Source organism: Lysobacter sp. (assembly GCF_035655815.1).
Classification (GTDB): domain Bacteria; phylum Pseudomonadota; class Gammaproteobacteria; order Xanthomonadales; family Xanthomonadaceae; genus Lysobacter_J.
This window is the reverse complement of the sequence record NZ_DASRTS010000027.1, coordinates 139,785-155,393: the sequence shown is the minus strand read 5'-3', so window position 1 is coordinate 155,393 and position 15,609 is coordinate 139,785. Positions and strand designations below refer to the sequence as shown.

Annotated in this window: 16 protein-coding genes; 14 read left to right on the top strand and 2 right to left on the bottom strand. The window is 65.4% G+C overall.

Annotated features, from left to right (window positions below):
* Positions 1–52: 52 nt before the first annotated feature.
* Positions 53–2,155 carry a TonB-dependent copper receptor gene (locus VFE83_RS07175; protein WP_324904522.1) on the bottom strand — a complete coding sequence of 701 codons (2,103 nt, stop codon included), beginning with the start codon at positions 2,153–2,155 and terminating at the stop codon, positions 53–55.
* A gap of 223 nt (positions 2,156–2,378) precedes the next feature.
* Between VFE83_RS07175 and nirK the strand changes: the two genes are divergently transcribed.
* The 7 genes from nirK to VFE83_RS07140 all read left to right on the top strand — a co-directional run bounded on the left by nirK (position 2,379) and on the right by VFE83_RS07140 (position 9,061).
* Positions 2,379–3,440: a copper-containing nitrite reductase gene (gene nirK, locus VFE83_RS07170; protein ID WP_324904520.1), complete on the top strand. Its 1,062-nt coding sequence runs from the start codon at positions 2,379–2,381 to the stop codon at positions 3,438–3,440.
* Between the two features lie 20 nt (positions 3,441–3,460).
* Positions 3,461–4,222 (top strand): formylglycine-generating enzyme family protein, encoded by a 762-nt coding sequence (locus VFE83_RS07165; RefSeq protein ID WP_324904518.1) that lies wholly within the window; start codon positions 3,461–3,463, stop codon positions 4,220–4,222.
* Positions 4,219–4,824: an SCO family protein gene (locus VFE83_RS07160; RefSeq protein ID WP_324904516.1), complete on the top strand. Its 606-nt coding sequence runs from the start codon at positions 4,219–4,221 to the stop codon at positions 4,822–4,824. The genes VFE83_RS07165 and VFE83_RS07160 overlap by 4 nt, the downstream gene beginning before the upstream one ends.
* 38 nt (positions 4,825–4,862) lie before the next feature.
* A complete protein-coding gene (gene azu, locus VFE83_RS07155; protein WP_324904514.1) occupies positions 4,863–5,321 on the top strand; it encodes an azurin in 459 nt (152 codons plus the stop codon).
* A gap of 60 nt (positions 5,322–5,381) precedes the next feature.
* Positions 5,382–6,491 (top strand): PLP-dependent cysteine synthase family protein, encoded by a 1,110-nt coding sequence (locus VFE83_RS07150; protein WP_324904512.1) that lies wholly within the window; start codon positions 5,382–5,384, stop codon positions 6,489–6,491.
* A gap of 128 nt (positions 6,492–6,619) precedes the next feature.
* Positions 6,620–7,222: a hypothetical protein gene (locus VFE83_RS07145; protein WP_324904510.1), complete on the top strand. Its 603-nt coding sequence runs from the start codon at positions 6,620–6,622 to the stop codon at positions 7,220–7,222.
* Between the two features lie 462 nt (positions 7,223–7,684).
* On the top strand, positions 7,685–9,061 hold the full coding sequence (locus VFE83_RS07140) for a S8 family peptidase (protein ID WP_324904508.1): 1,377 nt from the start codon (positions 7,685–7,687) through the stop codon (positions 9,059–9,061).
* A 65-nt stretch (positions 9,062–9,126) separates the two neighbouring features.
* On the opposite strand, the gene VFE83_RS07135 is transcribed toward VFE83_RS07140, so the two are convergent.
* On the bottom strand, positions 9,127–10,512 hold the full coding sequence (locus VFE83_RS07135; RefSeq protein WP_324904506.1) for an alpha/beta hydrolase family protein: 1,386 nt from the start codon (positions 10,510–10,512) through the stop codon (positions 9,127–9,129).
* Between the two features lie 168 nt (positions 10,513–10,680).
* On the opposite strand from VFE83_RS07135, the gene VFE83_RS07130 reads away from it, so the two are divergent.
* From VFE83_RS07130 to VFE83_RS07100, 7 genes are all read left to right on the top strand, one after another.
* Complete coding sequence (locus VFE83_RS07130; protein WP_324904505.1) at positions 10,681–11,457, top strand: aminoglycoside adenylyltransferase family protein; 777 nt, start codon at positions 10,681–10,683, stop codon at positions 11,455–11,457.
* A gap of 61 nt (positions 11,458–11,518) precedes the next feature.
* Positions 11,519–11,983, top strand: a complete 465-nt coding sequence (locus tag VFE83_RS07125) for an Rrf2 family transcriptional regulator (protein ID WP_324904504.1) — start codon at positions 11,519–11,521, stop codon at positions 11,981–11,983.
* Positions 11,984–12,031: 48 nt separating this feature from the next.
* Complete coding sequence (locus VFE83_RS07120; RefSeq protein WP_324904502.1) at positions 12,032–12,718, top strand: class I SAM-dependent methyltransferase; 687 nt, start codon at positions 12,032–12,034, stop codon at positions 12,716–12,718.
* 75 nt (positions 12,719–12,793) lie between these two features.
* On the top strand, positions 12,794–13,423 hold the full coding sequence (locus tag VFE83_RS07115) for a DUF1801 domain-containing protein (RefSeq protein ID WP_324904500.1): 630 nt from the start codon (positions 12,794–12,796) through the stop codon (positions 13,421–13,423).
* 30 nt (positions 13,424–13,453) lie between these two features.
* The gene (locus VFE83_RS07110; RefSeq protein WP_324904498.1) at positions 13,454–13,909 is read left to right on the top strand and encodes a DUF1801 domain-containing protein; all 456 of its coding nucleotides are present in this window, start codon (positions 13,454–13,456) and stop codon (positions 13,907–13,909) included.
* Positions 13,910–13,936: 27 nt separating this feature from the next.
* Positions 13,937–14,269 (top strand): hypothetical protein, encoded by a 333-nt coding sequence (locus VFE83_RS07105; protein WP_324904496.1) that lies wholly within the window; start codon positions 13,937–13,939, stop codon positions 14,267–14,269.
* Positions 14,270–14,434: 165 nt separating this feature from the next.
* The gene (locus VFE83_RS07100) at positions 14,435–15,559 is read left to right on the top strand and encodes a DUF1214 domain-containing protein (RefSeq protein ID WP_324904494.1); all 1,125 of its coding nucleotides are present in this window, start codon (positions 14,435–14,437) and stop codon (positions 15,557–15,559) included.
* Positions 15,560–15,609: the final 50 nt, after the last annotated feature.

Below are 15,609 nucleotides of genomic sequence, written 5' to 3'. Positions count from 1 at the left end.
TTGCGCGATGCCCTTGACGAAGGTCAAGGGCATCGCACTCGTGCGCCAGTGCTCAGTACTTGTAGTTGAGCTTGAGCCAGGCGCTGCGGCCGGGTTCGTTGATGCGCACGGGATCGGCGGGATACCCGAACGCGCTGTTGCCGGCCAGGTTCAGATGCTCCGAGTAAGCGCGGTCGAAGATGTTGTCGATGCCCATCGCCAGCTGCAGCCGATCGGTGAGGCGGTAGCCGCCGTTGAGCGAGAACACCGCGAAGCCGGCACTGTCGCCAAGATCCTGGCCGACCACGTTGCCGTACCCCGGGCTTACGCGGTCCTGCGCGGACACTGCGCGCAGCAGAGCGCCCACCGACCAGCGCTTGTTGTCGTAGGCAGCGTTCAGGCGTGCCTCGAGCGGGGGCGTCTGCGGCAACGCGCCGACGCCGTCGATCTCGCCCCACGCGTACGCGAGGCTGGCACCAAGCTTCCACTCGGTGACGGGACGAAACTCGACGCCGACTTCACCGCCGCGAATGTCCGCATCGACGTTGTAGGCCTGGGTGCTCGCCCCCATCATTCCTTGCGAATACTTGAACAGGATGTAGTCGTCGATGCGGCCGGCGTACAACGATGCCCACGCATCCCAGCGGCCCTTGCGATAGTGCAGGCCCAGGTCGAGTTGCGTGGTCTTTTCGGGTTCGACTCCGGCGAATGCATTGGCCGAGCCGGTCGGTCCGGTGGTGGGAGAGAACAGCTCCCAATAATCCGGCATGCGTTGCACGTGGCCAAGGCCGAAATGCCACATCACGGCCGAATCGACCGGCTGGATTTCCCACCGGATCAACGCCGACGGCAACGTGTCGCGGCGTGTCTGGCCCTGCGTGGGATTCGGGCGCGGCATCATGCCGCCGGTGTTCGTCCTTTCATCGCGTGCCAATGCGCGATCCAGACGCAGGCCACCGACCAGGCGCTGGCGTTCGGTCGGGTTGCGGCCGAGCTCGGCGAAGATGCCGAGGTTCTCGAACCGGGCGTCCGTAATCCACGGCTGCGCGCGATAGGTATCGCGTCCACGTCCGCTGCGCTTGCGATGACGGCTGTCGCGTGCGTCCAGTCCGGCCTGCAGATCCCACGCGTCGGTCTTCCACGAAAACGCGACGCGTCCGCCCGAGGTGCGCTGGGCGACGTTGCTGGCCATCACCATCGGCATGCTGCTGTCCGGATCGGGATCGCGCAGGCTGTAGTTGTCCATGACGTGGTCGACGTCGTTGTAGTAGAGCCGCGCCTCGATCTTGTCGAGTGCACCGTCGAAGTTGCGCCGCTCGGCACGCAGTCCGTAGCTGGTGCGATCGAACTGTGACCCGTCCATCGAGCGCCCGGCATAGCGCGCTTCGCCGTCGCCATTGCCCGCGCTCACTTCGAGCAACGTGTCGGCATCTGGCGTCCAGCCGAACGCGACATCGGCGTTCCACTTCTTCCATGCCGACGGAACCTCATCACCATTGCCATCCTCGTAATCGTCGGACTGCGAGCGGTTGGCGGTGATGCGTGCATAACCTTGCGTGCCCCCGAACGCGGTATCGACGACCTGGTCGTCGCGACCGAAACTGCCGAACGTGAGGCTGCCGTTGAACTGTGCTCCGGGACGGTCGAAGAACGGGATGTCGCGTTCGAATCGCACCGTTCCCGCCGATGCGCCCGGACCCCACAACACCGTTTGCGGACCCTTGATGACTTCGAGCCGGTCGTAGGTTTCCGGCGAGACGTACGAGAGCGAGTTGTCCATGCGGGCGGGGCACGCGCCTCGCATGTGGCCGCCATCGGTGAGCAGGTTCAGGCGCGAACCGAACATGCCACGCAGGACCGGATCGCCATTCGTGCCGCCGCTGCGGATCAGCGAGAAGCCGGGCACGGTCTTCAGGTAGTCCGCTCCATCGCTGGCCGGCACCGGCTGGCGCGGCAGCTTGGAGTTGGTGACGAACGTCATCGCGAGCGTGGGTGTGACGTCGGTGACGATCAGCGTGTCGAGCGTGACGACGGAATCGGACGCAGCTGTCGGGGCATGCAGGTGATGGTCTTCCGCCGCCACGCAGGCGCCGGCAATCAACAGTGAAACTGCGACGGCGAGGCGTGTGGTGTTGGGTACACGGCTGCGCGCTGGCGGTGTAATGCAACGAAGCATGGAGTCACCAGAGGTGGGGAAATTTGTGGCCGATACAGCGGCGTTGGCGCGGAGTCTGTGCCTGACATGGAGGTGTCGGAATGACCTGGATCAAGCGCAGACGCGTGCTTTCAAGGCGCTGCAAAACGCGCGCATCTGCTTGACCTGAGTCAAGGCGACTGGAAGGAGCGACGCCTAACGTGCGCCGCATCGGCCGCAAGGCTATTCGCAAGGTAAGCAACCCATGATTCGCGCAACACGGAATCTGCTGCATTACGCGCTGGTATGCGCGCTCGGCTTCGGTGTTCCCGTCGCCGTCGCCGCCAGCCACAACGACGCCGCACCGGCAGGTGCAGCGATCAAGGCGGTGCTGACCGCGCCGCCGCTGGTGCCGCCGCCGACCAACCGCAACGCGCCCGCCAAGGTGCTGGTCGACCTGGAAGTCATCGAGAAGGAAATGCGCCTCGCCGACGGCGTGACCTACAACTTCTGGACGTTCGGCGGCACGGTGCCGGGCAGCTTCATCCGCGTCCGCCAGGGCGACACGGTCGAGTTCAACCTGAAGAACGCGCATGACTCGCACATGCCGCACAACATCGACCTGCATGCGGTGACCGGCACGGGTGGCGGCGCGGAAGCCACGTTCACGCTGCCGGGCCACAAGACGAAGTTCACCTTCAAGGCGATGAATCCGGGCCTGTATGTCTACCACTGCGCGATGCCGCCGGTTGGCATGCACATCGCCAACGGCATGTATGGCCTGATCCTGGTCGAGCCGCCGGAAGGCCTGCCGAAGGTGGACAAGGAGTTCTACGTGATGCAGGGCGACTTCTACACCGAAGGCAAGCACGGCGATCCCGGCCTGCAGCCCTTCAGCCTGGAGAAGGCGATCGACGAGCATCCGACCTATGTGGTGTTCAACGGTTCGGAAGGTTCGCTGACGGGCGACAACGCGCTGACGGCCAAGGCGGGCGAGACCATCCGCATGTTCGTCGGCAACGGTGGCCCGAACCTGGTGTCCAGCTTCCACGTGATCGGCGAGATCTTCGACAGGGTCTACACCGAGGGCGGTTCGAAGTACCAGGAGAACGTGCAGACCACGCTGGTTCCCGCGGGCGGTTCGGCCATCGTCGAATTCAAGGCCGACGTCCCGGGCAACTTCGTGCTGGTGGACCACAGCATCTTCCGCACGTTCCACAAGGGAACGCTGGGCATCCTCAAGGTGGATGGCGAGAAGAACCCGTCCATCTACACGGGCCAGCAGGCCAATGAGGAATACCAGGCCCCGGCTGCAACCGGGCACTGAGGCTCACCGGGGGCGGCCGCATGTTCGCCAACTTCCTCGTCTGGTTCACCCTGCTGGCGGCGACGCCGCCAGCAGCGGCGAACGACTTCATCGACATTCCCGCGGGCGAGTTCCGTTCGACCGTGCGGTATGGGGATGGCGATGGAGCACGTGCGGTCGCCTCGTTTTCGATGTCGCGCAACACGGTGACGATCGCAGAGTTCCAGGTTTTCGTGCAGGCCAATCCGCAGTGGCGGCGGGACCGGGTTCCGTCGCTGCTGGCGGACAAAGGCTACCTGGCCAACTGGCAGCAGCCCGATCGGGCGGGGAAGGAGGTTGATCCGGACGCTCCCGTCACGCACGTCAGCTGGTTTGCCGCGGATGCCTACTGCAAGTCCGTTGGTACGCGGTTGCCGGAGTGGTCGGAGTGGGAATACGTGGCCGCGGCCGATGCCCGGCGTCGCGACGCCCGCAGCGATCCCGGCTGGCTGGCGCGCTCGTTCGCGGACGGCACGCCGCATGCGATGGACGCGCAGCACGGTGCTACTCCCAACGTCTACGGGGTTTCCGGCCTGCATGGGCGCGTCTGGGAGTGGGTCGGCGATTACTCGACTCTGCTCGGCGACGCGGACAAGCGCGGTGCGGAGGATGGCGACCGGCTGCAGTTCTGTGGTGCGACCGGCTTGTCCTTCGCCAATCGTGATGATTACGCAGTACTCAAACGGATCGCCCTGCTGTCGGCGATGGAGCCGCGCAGCACGCTGGGCAATCTCGGATTTCGCTGTGCACGGAGTTCGCCATGAAACATCCGTTACAAGGATTCCTGCTGCTCCTGCTTGGCGCGGTCTTCTGCCTGCCGCTCGCGGCTGCAGAGCCCGCGCTACCCGGAGACTCGGTCTACCAGATCCAGGCGACGGTCACCGACCAGTCAGGCAGCACAAAACCCTGGCAAGCCCTGCGCGGCCGTCCCGTTGTTGTGTCCATGTTCTATGCCAATTGCCATCTGATGTGCCCGCTCATCATCGCCAGCGGCAAAGCCTTGCAGAACCGGCTGACCGCCGAGGAATACGCAGGCCTCGACTTCGCGATGATCAGCATCGATCCGGCCCGCGACACGCCTGCCGCGCTCAAGGACGTCGCGGATACGCATCGACTCGATCTGGAACGCTGGCATCTGCTGCGCCCATCCGATGCTGACGTGCGGACGTTGGCGGCGGCCTTGGGTATCCGCTATCGCGCGCAGCCGGACGACACCTTCAACCACACCAGTGTGTTGATCCTTCTTGATCGCGATGGTCGTATCCTCGCGCGTAGCGAGGTGACGGGACTGCAGCCTGACGCGTCCTTCGTGACCGCTGTCCGTGAACACCTGGCGTCCTCACGCGACGCCGTCGCAAGACATTGATCCCCTCACCATCACAGATTTTCCAGCAAGGAGTTTCCATGAAAGCCATTACCCGTTCGTTCGTGCTCCTCGGCCTGCTTGGCGTTGCCGGCTTCGCCCAGGCGGCCGGCAACTGCACGGTCTCGCTCAAGGGCGACGACGCGATGAAGTTCGACCTGAAGGAAGCCACCGTTTCTGCTTCGTGCCCGACCGTCACGGTCGAGCTGACCCACACCGGCAAGATGCCGGTCGCCGCCATGGGCCACAACGTGGTCATCACCGCGACCAAGGATATGGACACCGTGGCTCGCGAGGGCATCAAGGCCGGCGTTGCGGGCAACTACGTCAACAAGGCGGATGCACGCGTCATCGCGGCGACCACCCTGGTGGGCGGCGGCCAGAAGACCAAGGTCACGTTCCCCGGCAAGAAGCTCACGGCGGGCGGCGATTACACCTTCTTCTGCAGCTTCCCGGGGCATTCGATGCTCATGAAGGGCAAGCTGGTCGTCACCAAGTGATCGAAGCGGGCGCCTGCACATGCAGGCGCCCGTCTTCTTCTCTCGATCTTGCATCACGTCATGAGTCGCCGCGACTGGGTCGCCTGGGCGGTCGCCCGCATCGAAGCGGATTTCAACCGCTCGGCCGACACGCACCTGATCCCGCTGGAGCTTCCCGGCTATCCGGGCATACATGTCTATCTCAAGGATGAGTCGAGTCATCCCACCGGCAGCCTGAAGCACAGGCTCGCGCGTTCATTGTTCCTGTATGCGCTGGCCAACGGATGGCTGCATGAGGGCAGTACCGTCATTGAGGCATCCAGTGGATCGACCGCCGTGTCGGAGGCGTACTTTGCGCGGCTGCTGGGGTTGCCCTTCATAGCGGTAATGCCGGCGCAGACCTCACCGGAGAAGATCGCCGCCATCGAATTCCAGGGCGGCGCGTGCGATCTGGTCGACGGCGCAGGGCAGATCGACGCCCGCGCGCGCGAGTTGGCGGCTACGGCCGGCGGCCACTTCATGGACCAGTTCACGTATGCGGAACGGGCCACCGACTGGCGCGCCAACAACAACATCGCCGAATCCGTCTTCCGGCAGATGTCACTCGAACCGCATCCCATCCCCGAGTGGATCGTCTGCAGCGCGGGAACCGGCGGGACGGCCGCCACACTCGGCCGCTACGTGCGGTACCGCGGCCACGGAACGCGCATCTTGTGCGTGGATCCGGAGCACTCGGCGTTCTTCGATCATTACGCGCGGTGCTTCGATGGAAGCCTGCAAGTCAACTGGCCAACGCCGGCATCACGGATCGAGGGCATCGGCAGGCCGCGCCCGGAACCCAGCTTCATCCCCGCCTGCATAGACGCGACGGTGAAAGTCCCCGACGCGCTCAGTCTGGCAGCGATGCGTCAGGTGAGCGCGCGGCTTGGACGACGTGTAGGCGGCTCTACAGGTACCAATTTCGTCGGCGTGTTGTGCGCGGCCCATGCGATGCGGGCCGCGGGCAGGTCCGGCTCCATCGTGACGATCCTCTGCGATGGTGGTGAGCGGTACGCGCACAGCTACTACCGGCCCGAATGGTACGAACGTCACGGCATCGACGTGGCCACAGCGGATCGACTTGTCGCGGACGCATTGATGGGTGCGCGTATCGACGTGCCGACGATCGATCCGGAAGCCGGTCGCGCCTGACAGGCGTCTCCAGAGCATCTTCGACATCGCTTGACCTGCATCAGCGCAGTTCCGGAGCCTCTGCCTAGGCTGGCGTCCTCGCCCCATGGATACGCGCGTGGACACCCGCAAGTCGAGCCTTTCGCCAGATGACGCTTCCATGTTGCCGCCAGGCGCGCTTCACGCGTGTTCCCCAGTCCTATGGCGAGAACGACACGCTGCCGGAGAAGCTGGTCGTCGAGTTCCCGCGCGTCCACGTTTATTGGCGTCGCAACTTCCGTCCGGAAAATCCGCCGGCTAATCCGGTCTGCACGGCTCCGGAATCAGGAAACGCTGGAACTGGAGGCCAGTACGCTCGACGGAGCTTGCGACCACGTGGTGATCCTGCGACACGCGCTCATGAACCCGTACCTGATCGACGGGCACAACGGGTCAGCTACATCGACCGTTATTTCGACTATCTGGCCCGGCGCATCCATGCTGCTGCGGGCCGCCTGACGCCAACCGGAGAAACGACAATGGAATTCACGGTGTCCGTGAACCACGCCCCGCCCGATCTCGCGCAGCTCGAGAACGTACTACGTGCAGTGGATCCCGCAGCGCTGGTCGATACCGACGCGAACCTGCTTCGCATCGCCGGTGCCTTCGACGTTGCCACCCTGGCAGCGCTGCTCGACGATGCCGGGGTTGCGGTCTCGCCAAACGACATCCGCATCGTGCCTTCGGTGTGCTGCGGCGGATGCAGCGGCTAGACGCCGCTCAGCGGCGACCAGGTGCTTCAGCGTGCGCACGGCTACGGGAATGGAATCGTGTCGCCAGCCGGCCGTCTGGTGAAGACCAGCACGCGTTCCGACGGTGGCGCGGCGACGGACTGGGAGACGACAGGATGAGCGACAGGCAGAGCAGGGAGAGGAGAATCCGGCGCATCGGCCGAGTGTGCCATCGGCTGCTCTGGCGAAACCGGGAAGCTGAATCGGCTCTTCGGCCAACCATGTGATTCACCGGGGCGGACACTGAATCGGGAGGCGTCGTTTCCATCACGCCGGCCGAACAAATGCGCGCGCATCCTCCGCCGCTCGGAGGGAGCGTTCGTATCGGTCAAGGGGACAGGTTCACAGGGAAGCGGTCGGCCGGCTGGCCGTCCCGGCGGCGTTTTGCTCCGAAGGCAAGTCCATTCGTGCCCGCCCGTGCGGGCTCACCTGAGGAGGTCCCCCGTGGTCAAGAGTGCTCTTAGCGTCCTCGCCCTCGCATCCCTGCTTCCCGCCGTTGCCAGTGCCGCGTCCGGGTCGCGGCAGATAGGCGTCAATGTCCTGCTGAATACCGAACCCACCGCGGCCGTCCTGGCGAAGCTGGGTGCGCACGGCACCGTCCGCCAGGTGCTTGCGGAGATCGACGCGGTGACCCTGAAAACAACCGAAGCCGAACTAGCCAAGGTGCGCGCGCTTCCGTTCGTCGTCGCTGCCAATCCCGATGCCGAGCGCAAGGGCTCGCCGCTGGATACGGTCAGTGCCACCAACTTCGCCAACGGCCTGAGCACCTGGGACCAGGACGCCGTGGATGTCACCAACCTGGGGCAGGGCCGCACCATCGCGTATGACGGCAACGGCGTCTATGTCGCGGTGCTCGATACGGGCCTGCTGGATACCTGGCGCCAGTACTTCCCGCAGGAGCGCATCGCCGCGCAGTTCGCCAAGGCGTTCAACGGCGGTGGTGGCGAGAACGGCAACGTTTCCGAGCCGCCGAACAAGTGGGAGCACGACCAGAACTCGCACGGCACGCACGTCACCAGTTCGATCCTCGGCTACAGCCTCAACGGCACGCCGATCAACGGGACCGCACCACGCGCCACCGTGATTCCCGTCAAGGTGCTGAACCAGAACGGCTCCGGCTGGTCCTCCGTGGTCGCGGCCGGCATCGTGTACGTGGCCGACCTCAAGGCCAGCGGCGCCCTCGGCAATGCGCCGGTCGTCGTCAACATGAGCCTGGGCGGTTCGGTGCTGGATGCGGTGGAGAAGGCCGCCATCGACTACGCGATCGCCAAAGGCGTGATCATCGTGGCGTCGGCCGGCAACGAAGGCGAGACCGGCATGGGCTACCCGGGCGCGTACGCACCGGTGATCTCCGTGGCGGCCACTGGCTGGAACGGGCAGTGGAAGCCGGGCGCGGACGGCAATCCGGGCAACTGGTGGAATGCCGACGACGTTCCCGATCCGACCTCGGTGAGCGACTTCCACATCGCCGACTTCTCCAGCCGCGAGCTGGCCGGTCAGGACCTGGACGTCGCCGCGCCGGGATCGTGGGTGGTCGGGCCGTACCAGACGCAGAGCGGCAAGACCTCGTATTTTTATCTCAGCGGTACTTCGATGGCCTCGCCGCACGTGGCCGGCATCGCGGCGCTGATGCTGCAGAAGAACGCGGGCCTGCAGCAGGCCGACGTCGAGGACATCCTGGAAACGGCAGCGCTGCCGATGCCGGCCGGATGCGCGCTGCTGTCGCAGCCCAGCGGCCCGGCAGAACAAACCTGCTGGGGCGCGGACGCCACGGGCGAAGGCATCATCACTGCGGCCAATGCGCTGACGCTGACGCCGTAACTGTTGCGGTCACGCTGAAAGAACGGAGGTCGCCGGTGTGAGCCGGCGACCTTCCGCATTTGCGCTCATTGGACTTGGGGCGGCGCCCCAGGTGCGTCCTTCGACAGCAGGATGGCGTTGCCGTACGGCGTGGGCTGCAGTTGCCCGCCGCGTATCCAGTCGACCAGCATCCGGAAGTAGCCGTCCGAGAAGCGCGTCGCCACGCGTTCGCCGTCCGTAGCGGTTTCGAACTCGATGATGCCGTGGTCGGTGTTCGGGAACTCCACGACGGTGACGTTGGCATTGGTCCGCGCCACGTCGAGCAGGCGGCGACGGGTTTCCTCTGGTGGCGCCTCGCGATCCGCGCCGGCGATGATCCACAGGAACGGCTGTCGTACGGCGCGCAGCACCGGCATGGGCTCGTAACTCCATGACGTGCCTTCGTCGCGCATCGGGCCGAACAGGCGCAGCGCCAGGGCCGAATGGCCGATGATCTCGCCGGTGAACTCGCCCTTCATGTCCTTCCACCAGGGTTCCTGTCCGTAACGCGCCTTCAGCGCGTCCAGGCGTTCGTAGCCGTCGCGGAAACCGGACGCCATGATCGCGCCGGTCGCATCCGTCACTTCGCGCGCCTTCTTCAGCGCATCGGGGCCATGGCCGGCCGCGATGAGGTCCAACTGCACCTGGTCGCGATCCTCGGCCAGCGGCGTATCGGCCAGGCCATACGCGACGGCGACGAAGTCCGGATCGCTGCGCGTTGCGGCCAGTGGTTCGATCCAGCCGGCCTGGCTGCCGCCGGAGAAGCCCACGCGACCGGCGCGTGCACCGGCCATGCGGCGTGCCTCCTTCAATGCCGCCACCGCGTCATCGGCGAGCAGGTGGAAGTCCTGCGTATAGGTGCCCGTGCTGTCGCCGGTGCCGCGCTTGTCGTACACGAACACGCCGATGCCGTGCGCGGGCAGCATGCGCTGGAAATAGTTGAAGGTGCGCGCCGAGTAGCTCTCCGAGCCGTGCACCATGACCGCAATGGGTACTTTGCCGTTGCCGGGCGGCATCACCAGTTTTCCGGCCAGCGTTTCGCCATTCCCCTGGAATCGCGTTTCGGTGGTCGCAAAGGACAGGCGCTGGCCGGTCCTGCCGTCGAACGTGATGCCGGGTCGGGCACATTCGCCGAACGAAACGGCCACGGGATCGGGGCGTTCGGTCCATCCGGCCGTACCGGTCCACTTGCCCGCGGCATCGCGCTGCAGTCTTCCGGTGCGCCCGTCCATCAGGCGCCAGCGAAGCCCGCCGTCGCCGAGCGGCGATACATCGACCAACAGGCCATCGTCCAATCGATACGCGCCGACGTGGCAGGCCAGGCTCGGATCGAGCGGCTTGTCGCGTTCGGGACGCATCCACAGCCATGACGCAGCGGCAGCGGCCACCAGCACCACTGCGATTCCCAGTCCGACCCGTGCCTTCCTGCGCATCGCCATTCCCAGCGTGGTAGATGACTCGACCATAGGGCTGTACGTGTTCGGAGCGAGAGTGCCGGAAGTCAGAAGTTGACATTCGCGCGGATAGGGTCGCGGGTTGTCATTCGTGATGGCCGTGCGTGACGATGCGTGGCTCCGATCACTTCGTGCGGATGTCAGGCAATGACGATTCCATCGCAGGCACTGCAGGCCCATTCGTTGCTGGACCGGCAACTGGGCGGGCAACTCCTGGGGCTGTATCTGTACGGTTCGTTCGTGGACGGTGGTCTGCACGCACACAGCGACATCGATCTGCTGGCCGTGATCGACAGGCCGCTGAGCGACGGCGAACGTCTGGAGGTCATGCAGCGATTGCTGCGCTTGTCCGCGCCACCTGGCGATGCCGCATTGCGCCCACTGGAAGTCACCTTCCTGGTGCTGTCAGATATCGTGCCGTGGCGGTACCCGGCACGTCGTGAGCTGCAGTTTGGCGAATGGCTGCGCAGCGAGGTGGAGGCGGGCGTCATCGCAGCTGGTGAGCCCGATCCCGATGTCGCGGTGCTGGTGACGCAGGCGCGCGACAAGGGCATCGCATTGCACGGACCCAGCGCGAGCGAGTTGCTGCCTCAGGTACCAGACCAGCACGTCCGCGATGCGATCGCGACGATGATGCCGGAAGTCGCGCGCAACTGGCGTGGCGAGGAGAAGCACGCGCTGCTGACGCTTGCGCGGATGTGGATCACGCTGCAGACGGGCGGGATCGTGGCGAAGGATGTCGCAGCGTCCCGCATTGGCAGTGCGATCCCGGAAGCGCATCGTCCCGTGCTTGCGCATGCCCGGGCGGTATACCTGGGCGCTGCCGCGGACGAATGGGATTCGTGGCGGGACCGTACCGGTCCGTGCGTGAGCTTCATGGAGCAGGTCATCACGCGACTGCTGGCCGAACCTTCGCGTTCATGACGTCGACGTGGCGCTACAGAACGGATTGACTCCAGCGGATTTACGTAACAACATGTGTTACATGAACCGCGATACGCGCCTCTCCGGCATGCTCCACGTCCTGCTGCACATGGCGGAGCAGCGCGAACCCGTCACCTCCGAGCAACTCGCGCGGGCGATGGACACCAATCCGGTGGTGATCCGCCGCACCATGGCTGGCCTGCGTGCAGGCGGCTACGTGCGTTCCGACAAGGGGCACGGCGGTGGCTGGGTACTGGCGCGCGATCTGGACACGATCACGCTGCGCGACGTCTACGAGGCGCTCGGCAGTCCGCCATTGCTTGCGCTGGGGCACCGCGCGGAATCGCCCTCATGCCTGGTCGAGCAGGCGGTCAATTCCGCGCTCGCGAACGCATTCGACGAAGCCGAAGCGCTGTTGCTGGCCAGACTGGGCGAAGTGACGCTGGCTTCATTGGGTTCGGACGTCCGGCGCAAGCTCAGGAAGCGCGGCGGACCCCATCGGCTGGAGCATGCGCATGCATCGTGATCCGGCAAACATTGGCCATGACGGTTCCATCCCCAGGAGCAGCAACGCATGACGATCCAGTCGGAAAGCTACTTCCAGGCGCAGGGCGCCGATTACGACCGCCAGCGTGAGGGCCTGGCGCCGTTGAAGGATGCGCTGCACCTGTGCCTCAACGCGACACTGGATGCGCTGCCCGAGGATGCACGCGTGCTATGCGTCGGCGCCGGTACGGGTTCGGAGCTGGTGGCGATGGCGCAGCGGCATCCGCGCTGGCGCTTCACCGTCGTGGAGCCCGCGGCCAGCATGATGGCGCAGTGCCGGCAGAAGGCCGTGGAGTCTGGCATCGACGATCGATGCAGCTTTCACGAGGGCTATGTCGAATCGGTTCCGGCGGAGGCGACGCACGATGCCGCCACCGCGATCCTGGTCTCGCATTTCATCCGCGATCCGGAGGCGCGGCGCGAGTTCTTCCGCCAGCTCGCGGCCCGCGTGCGCCCGGGTGGCCTATTGGTCAATGCGGACCTCAGCGCCGATACGGAGGCGACGACCTGGCCGGCGCTGGTCGCCTCGTGGGTGGCGTTGCACCGTGCCGCTGGTATCGAGTTCGACGGTTCGTACCTGGGACGCGACGTGCCCGTGATCAGGGCAGAGGCCTTCGAGTCGCTCCTCAGGGACAGCGGGCTGTCCGAGCCCGTGCAGGTATATCAGGCGTTGCTCATCCGCGTCTGGTGCTCGACGGTGGCCGCGGCAACGTGATGATCCACGCCTGAACCCGACGGAAGATGGTGTAGCCTTGGCCGCTGCTTCAGATGCGTGAGTTGGAGTGGAGTGATGGCCACCGGAACACTGAAGAAGTCGACCAACGCGAAGAAGGCGAGCACCACGAAGGCAGCCGGGAAGCCGGCCAGGAAGGCCGCGAAATCGAGCACCGGAAAGACCAGCAAGACCGCCAGCGAGCCGGCCCGGAATACAGCGAAGACAACAGCCAGGACGGCTGCCAAGAAGACAGGCGCTGCGACCTCGAAGCGTGTGTCCAGGGCCAGCAAGGGCAGTGCAGGCACGAAGCCGGTCCTGCTCTCCGGTGACAACCCGCAGATCCCGAAGGGCGAGGGCGACGCGCCCGTGCGGGCCTACATCGCGGCGATCCCGGGCTGGAAGCAGGACATCGCCCGGCGCATCGACAAGCTCGTGGAGCGAACGGTCCCGGACGTAAAAAAAGCGGTGAAGTGGAATTCGCCGTTTTATGGTCTGGACGGCAAGACCTGGTTCCTGAGCCTTCATTGCTTCACGCGCTACGTAAAGGTGACCTTCTTCCGCGGTACGTCGTTGCGGCCCGTGCCGCCCGGCGAATCCAAAACGAAGGAGACGCGTTACCTCGACGTTCCCGAAGAAGGCTTCGACGAAAAACAGTTCACCGACTGGGTGAAGCAGGCCAGCCGGTTGCCCGGCGAGAAGATGTAATCGATCGATCCTGTGCAGCGGAGCAGACGCATGGCCACGAAGACCCCGAGCAGCAAGAGCACATCACGCCAGGACGCCGCGCAGACGCCACCTTCGCGTCTGATCGACGCGCGCATCGAGGAAGTCGGCGGCTGGCGCGGCCAGACGCTGGCGCGAATCCGCGAGCTGATCCTGCAAGCCGACCCGGACGTGGTCGAGGAATGGAAGTGGGGCGTGCCGGTGTGGTCGCACGACGGCATCGTGTGCACCGGCGAGGTCTACAAGAATGCCGTGAAGACGACGTTCGCCAAGGGCGCCTCGCTCGACGATCCGAAGGGCCTGTTCAATTCCAGCCTGGACGGCAACACGCGCCGCGCCATCGACTTCCAGGAAGGCGCGAAGATCGACGCGAACGCCTTCAAGGCGCTGTTCCGAGCGGGCGTGGCATTGAACCAGTCCACGCGCGCCACCGCGCCGGCGCGTTCCAGGAAACCGAAGAGCGCCTGATCGGCAGGCGCCAGCAGGGCATATGCGATGTCGACGCGCGAAGAACTGCTGAAGCACCTGTGGGTGGAACTCATCGACCTGCATCTGGATGCCGACGGCCTGCGCCGCATTGCCGCGGCCGCGCAATCGCAGCGGGCCGATGCGCCGTTCGCCGACGCGATGCACGCCATGCAACGGTTGCTGGCGTCGGGCGTTGACATCCGCGATCTGTGCCTGATCCAGCGCTTCGCCGCGTACGAGGCGGTGTTCCAGACGCTGTACGCGATCGGCGATCCGGGCGTGGACGGTGACGACGTCTTCGGCCTGTACGAAGAGCTGCTGATGGCTGATCCGCGCGGACGCGACGGCCAGGTGTCCTGAGCGCGCAAGTCCGCCATTCGAGCGGCCGACGACAGCTGTTCTTGGCATCGAAGCGCCCTCCGCCGTGCCTGGTGGCTCGTCGCCTTCACGTGTCCTTATCGACGGGCAGCGTCCACTCCATCGGCCAGCCGGGTCAGCGCTGGCGTGCGAACCAGGAGGGTTGCCATGCATTACCGCGTCATGGGGCTGTTCTTTCTTGTGATGGCATGCACCGCGTGCGGGCCAGGCGATACGCCACAAAGCGGCGACGGGGCACCGCCGCCTTCGGCCACCGCATCTGCACCCGAAGCACCCCCATCGCCTGCCGCGCCGGCCGCATCCAAGCCCGCGCCCGGCGCCACCCCCGTTACCCTGGACAACTTCGTGCGTGCCGAGTCCGACACGTACATCGCCAACCTTGCGAAGGAAACCGGAGGCCTGGGCAAGTTGTTCCACCATCGCGAACCGGCACCGATCGAGAGCCAGAAGGTCATCCGCCTCAATCGCGACACGCTCTACAGCTCGGCCGTGTTCGACCTGGATGCGGGACCGGTCACGGTGACGCTGCCGGATGCCGGCGACCGCTTCCAGTCGCTGATGTTCGTCAACCAGGATCACTACGCCTGGACCGAGTACGGCGCCGGCGCACACACGGTGACGCGCGACAAGGCTGGCACCCGCTACCTGCTCGCGGCGATCCGTACGCTGGTCGATCCCGCCAATGCGAAGGACGTCGACGAGGTCCACCGTCTGCAGGATGCCATCACCATCAGCCAGGACGGCGGACCGGGCACGCTCGCACTGCCGCAGTGGGATCCTGCAAGCCACAAGAAGGTACGCGACGCGCTGCTCGTGCTGGGCTCGACGCTTCCAGACTTCTCGCATGCGTTCGGCACGAAGGAGCAGGTCGATCCGGTGCGTCATCTCGTCGCCACGGCCAGTGCCTGGGGCGGCAATCCCGACAAGGACGCGATTTACCTCAACATCACCCCGCCGCAGAACGATGGCCAGACCGTGTACCGCCTGCGCGTGAAGGACGTGCCGGTCGATGCGTTCTGGTCGGTCAGCGTCTACAACGCCGATGGCTATTACGTGAAGAACGATCACGACGCGTATGCCATCAACAGCGTGACGGCGAAGAAGGAATCCGACGGCACCGCGCAGATCCAGTTCGGCGGATGCGACGGCAGGATTCCCAACTGCATTCCGGTCATGCCGGGCTGGAACTACACGGTGCGCCTGTATCGGCCGCAGAAGGCGATCCTGGACGGCACCTGGAAATTCCCCGAGCCGGAGCCTGTACGGTCGTGATCTTTTCAGCGCGTCCCGGCGTCGATCACCGGGACGCGCCTGGCCCCATA

Excerpts from the sequence above, each read along its gene's own strand:
- VFE83_RS07175 (WP_324904522.1), bottom strand. The coding sequence starts at position 2,155 with ATGCTTCGTTGCATTACACCGCCAGCGCGCAGCCGTGTACCCAACACC.
- nirK (WP_324904520.1), top strand. The coding sequence starts at position 2,379 with ATGATTCGCGCAACACGGAATCTGCTGCATTACGCGCTGGTATGCGCG.
- VFE83_RS07165 (WP_324904518.1), top strand. The coding sequence starts at position 3,461 with ATGTTCGCCAACTTCCTCGTCTGGTTCACCCTGCTGGCGGCGACGCCG.
- VFE83_RS07160 (WP_324904516.1), top strand. The coding sequence starts at position 4,219 with ATGAAACATCCGTTACAAGGATTCCTGCTGCTCCTGCTTGGCGCGGTC.
- azu (WP_324904514.1), top strand. The coding sequence starts at position 4,863 with ATGAAAGCCATTACCCGTTCGTTCGTGCTCCTCGGCCTGCTTGGCGTT.
- VFE83_RS07150 (WP_324904512.1), top strand. The coding sequence starts at position 5,382 with ATGAGTCGCCGCGACTGGGTCGCCTGGGCGGTCGCCCGCATCGAAGCG.
- VFE83_RS07145 (WP_324904510.1), top strand. The coding sequence starts at position 6,620 with ATGACGCTTCCATGTTGCCGCCAGGCGCGCTTCACGCGTGTTCCCCAG.
- VFE83_RS07135 (WP_324904506.1), bottom strand. The coding sequence starts at position 10,512 with ATGCGCAGGAAGGCACGGGTCGGACTGGGAATCGCAGTGGTGCTGGTG.
- VFE83_RS07130 (WP_324904505.1), top strand. The coding sequence starts at position 10,681 with ATGACGATTCCATCGCAGGCACTGCAGGCCCATTCGTTGCTGGACCGG.
- VFE83_RS07125 (WP_324904504.1), top strand. The coding sequence starts at position 11,519 with ATGAACCGCGATACGCGCCTCTCCGGCATGCTCCACGTCCTGCTGCAC.
- VFE83_RS07120 (WP_324904502.1), top strand. The coding sequence starts at position 12,032 with ATGACGATCCAGTCGGAAAGCTACTTCCAGGCGCAGGGCGCCGATTAC.
- VFE83_RS07115 (WP_324904500.1), top strand. The coding sequence starts at position 12,794 with ATGGCCACCGGAACACTGAAGAAGTCGACCAACGCGAAGAAGGCGAGC.
- VFE83_RS07110 (WP_324904498.1), top strand. The coding sequence starts at position 13,454 with ATGGCCACGAAGACCCCGAGCAGCAAGAGCACATCACGCCAGGACGCC.
- VFE83_RS07105 (WP_324904496.1), top strand. The coding sequence starts at position 13,937 with ATGTCGACGCGCGAAGAACTGCTGAAGCACCTGTGGGTGGAACTCATC.
- VFE83_RS07100 (WP_324904494.1), top strand. The coding sequence starts at position 14,435 with ATGCATTACCGCGTCATGGGGCTGTTCTTTCTTGTGATGGCATGCACC.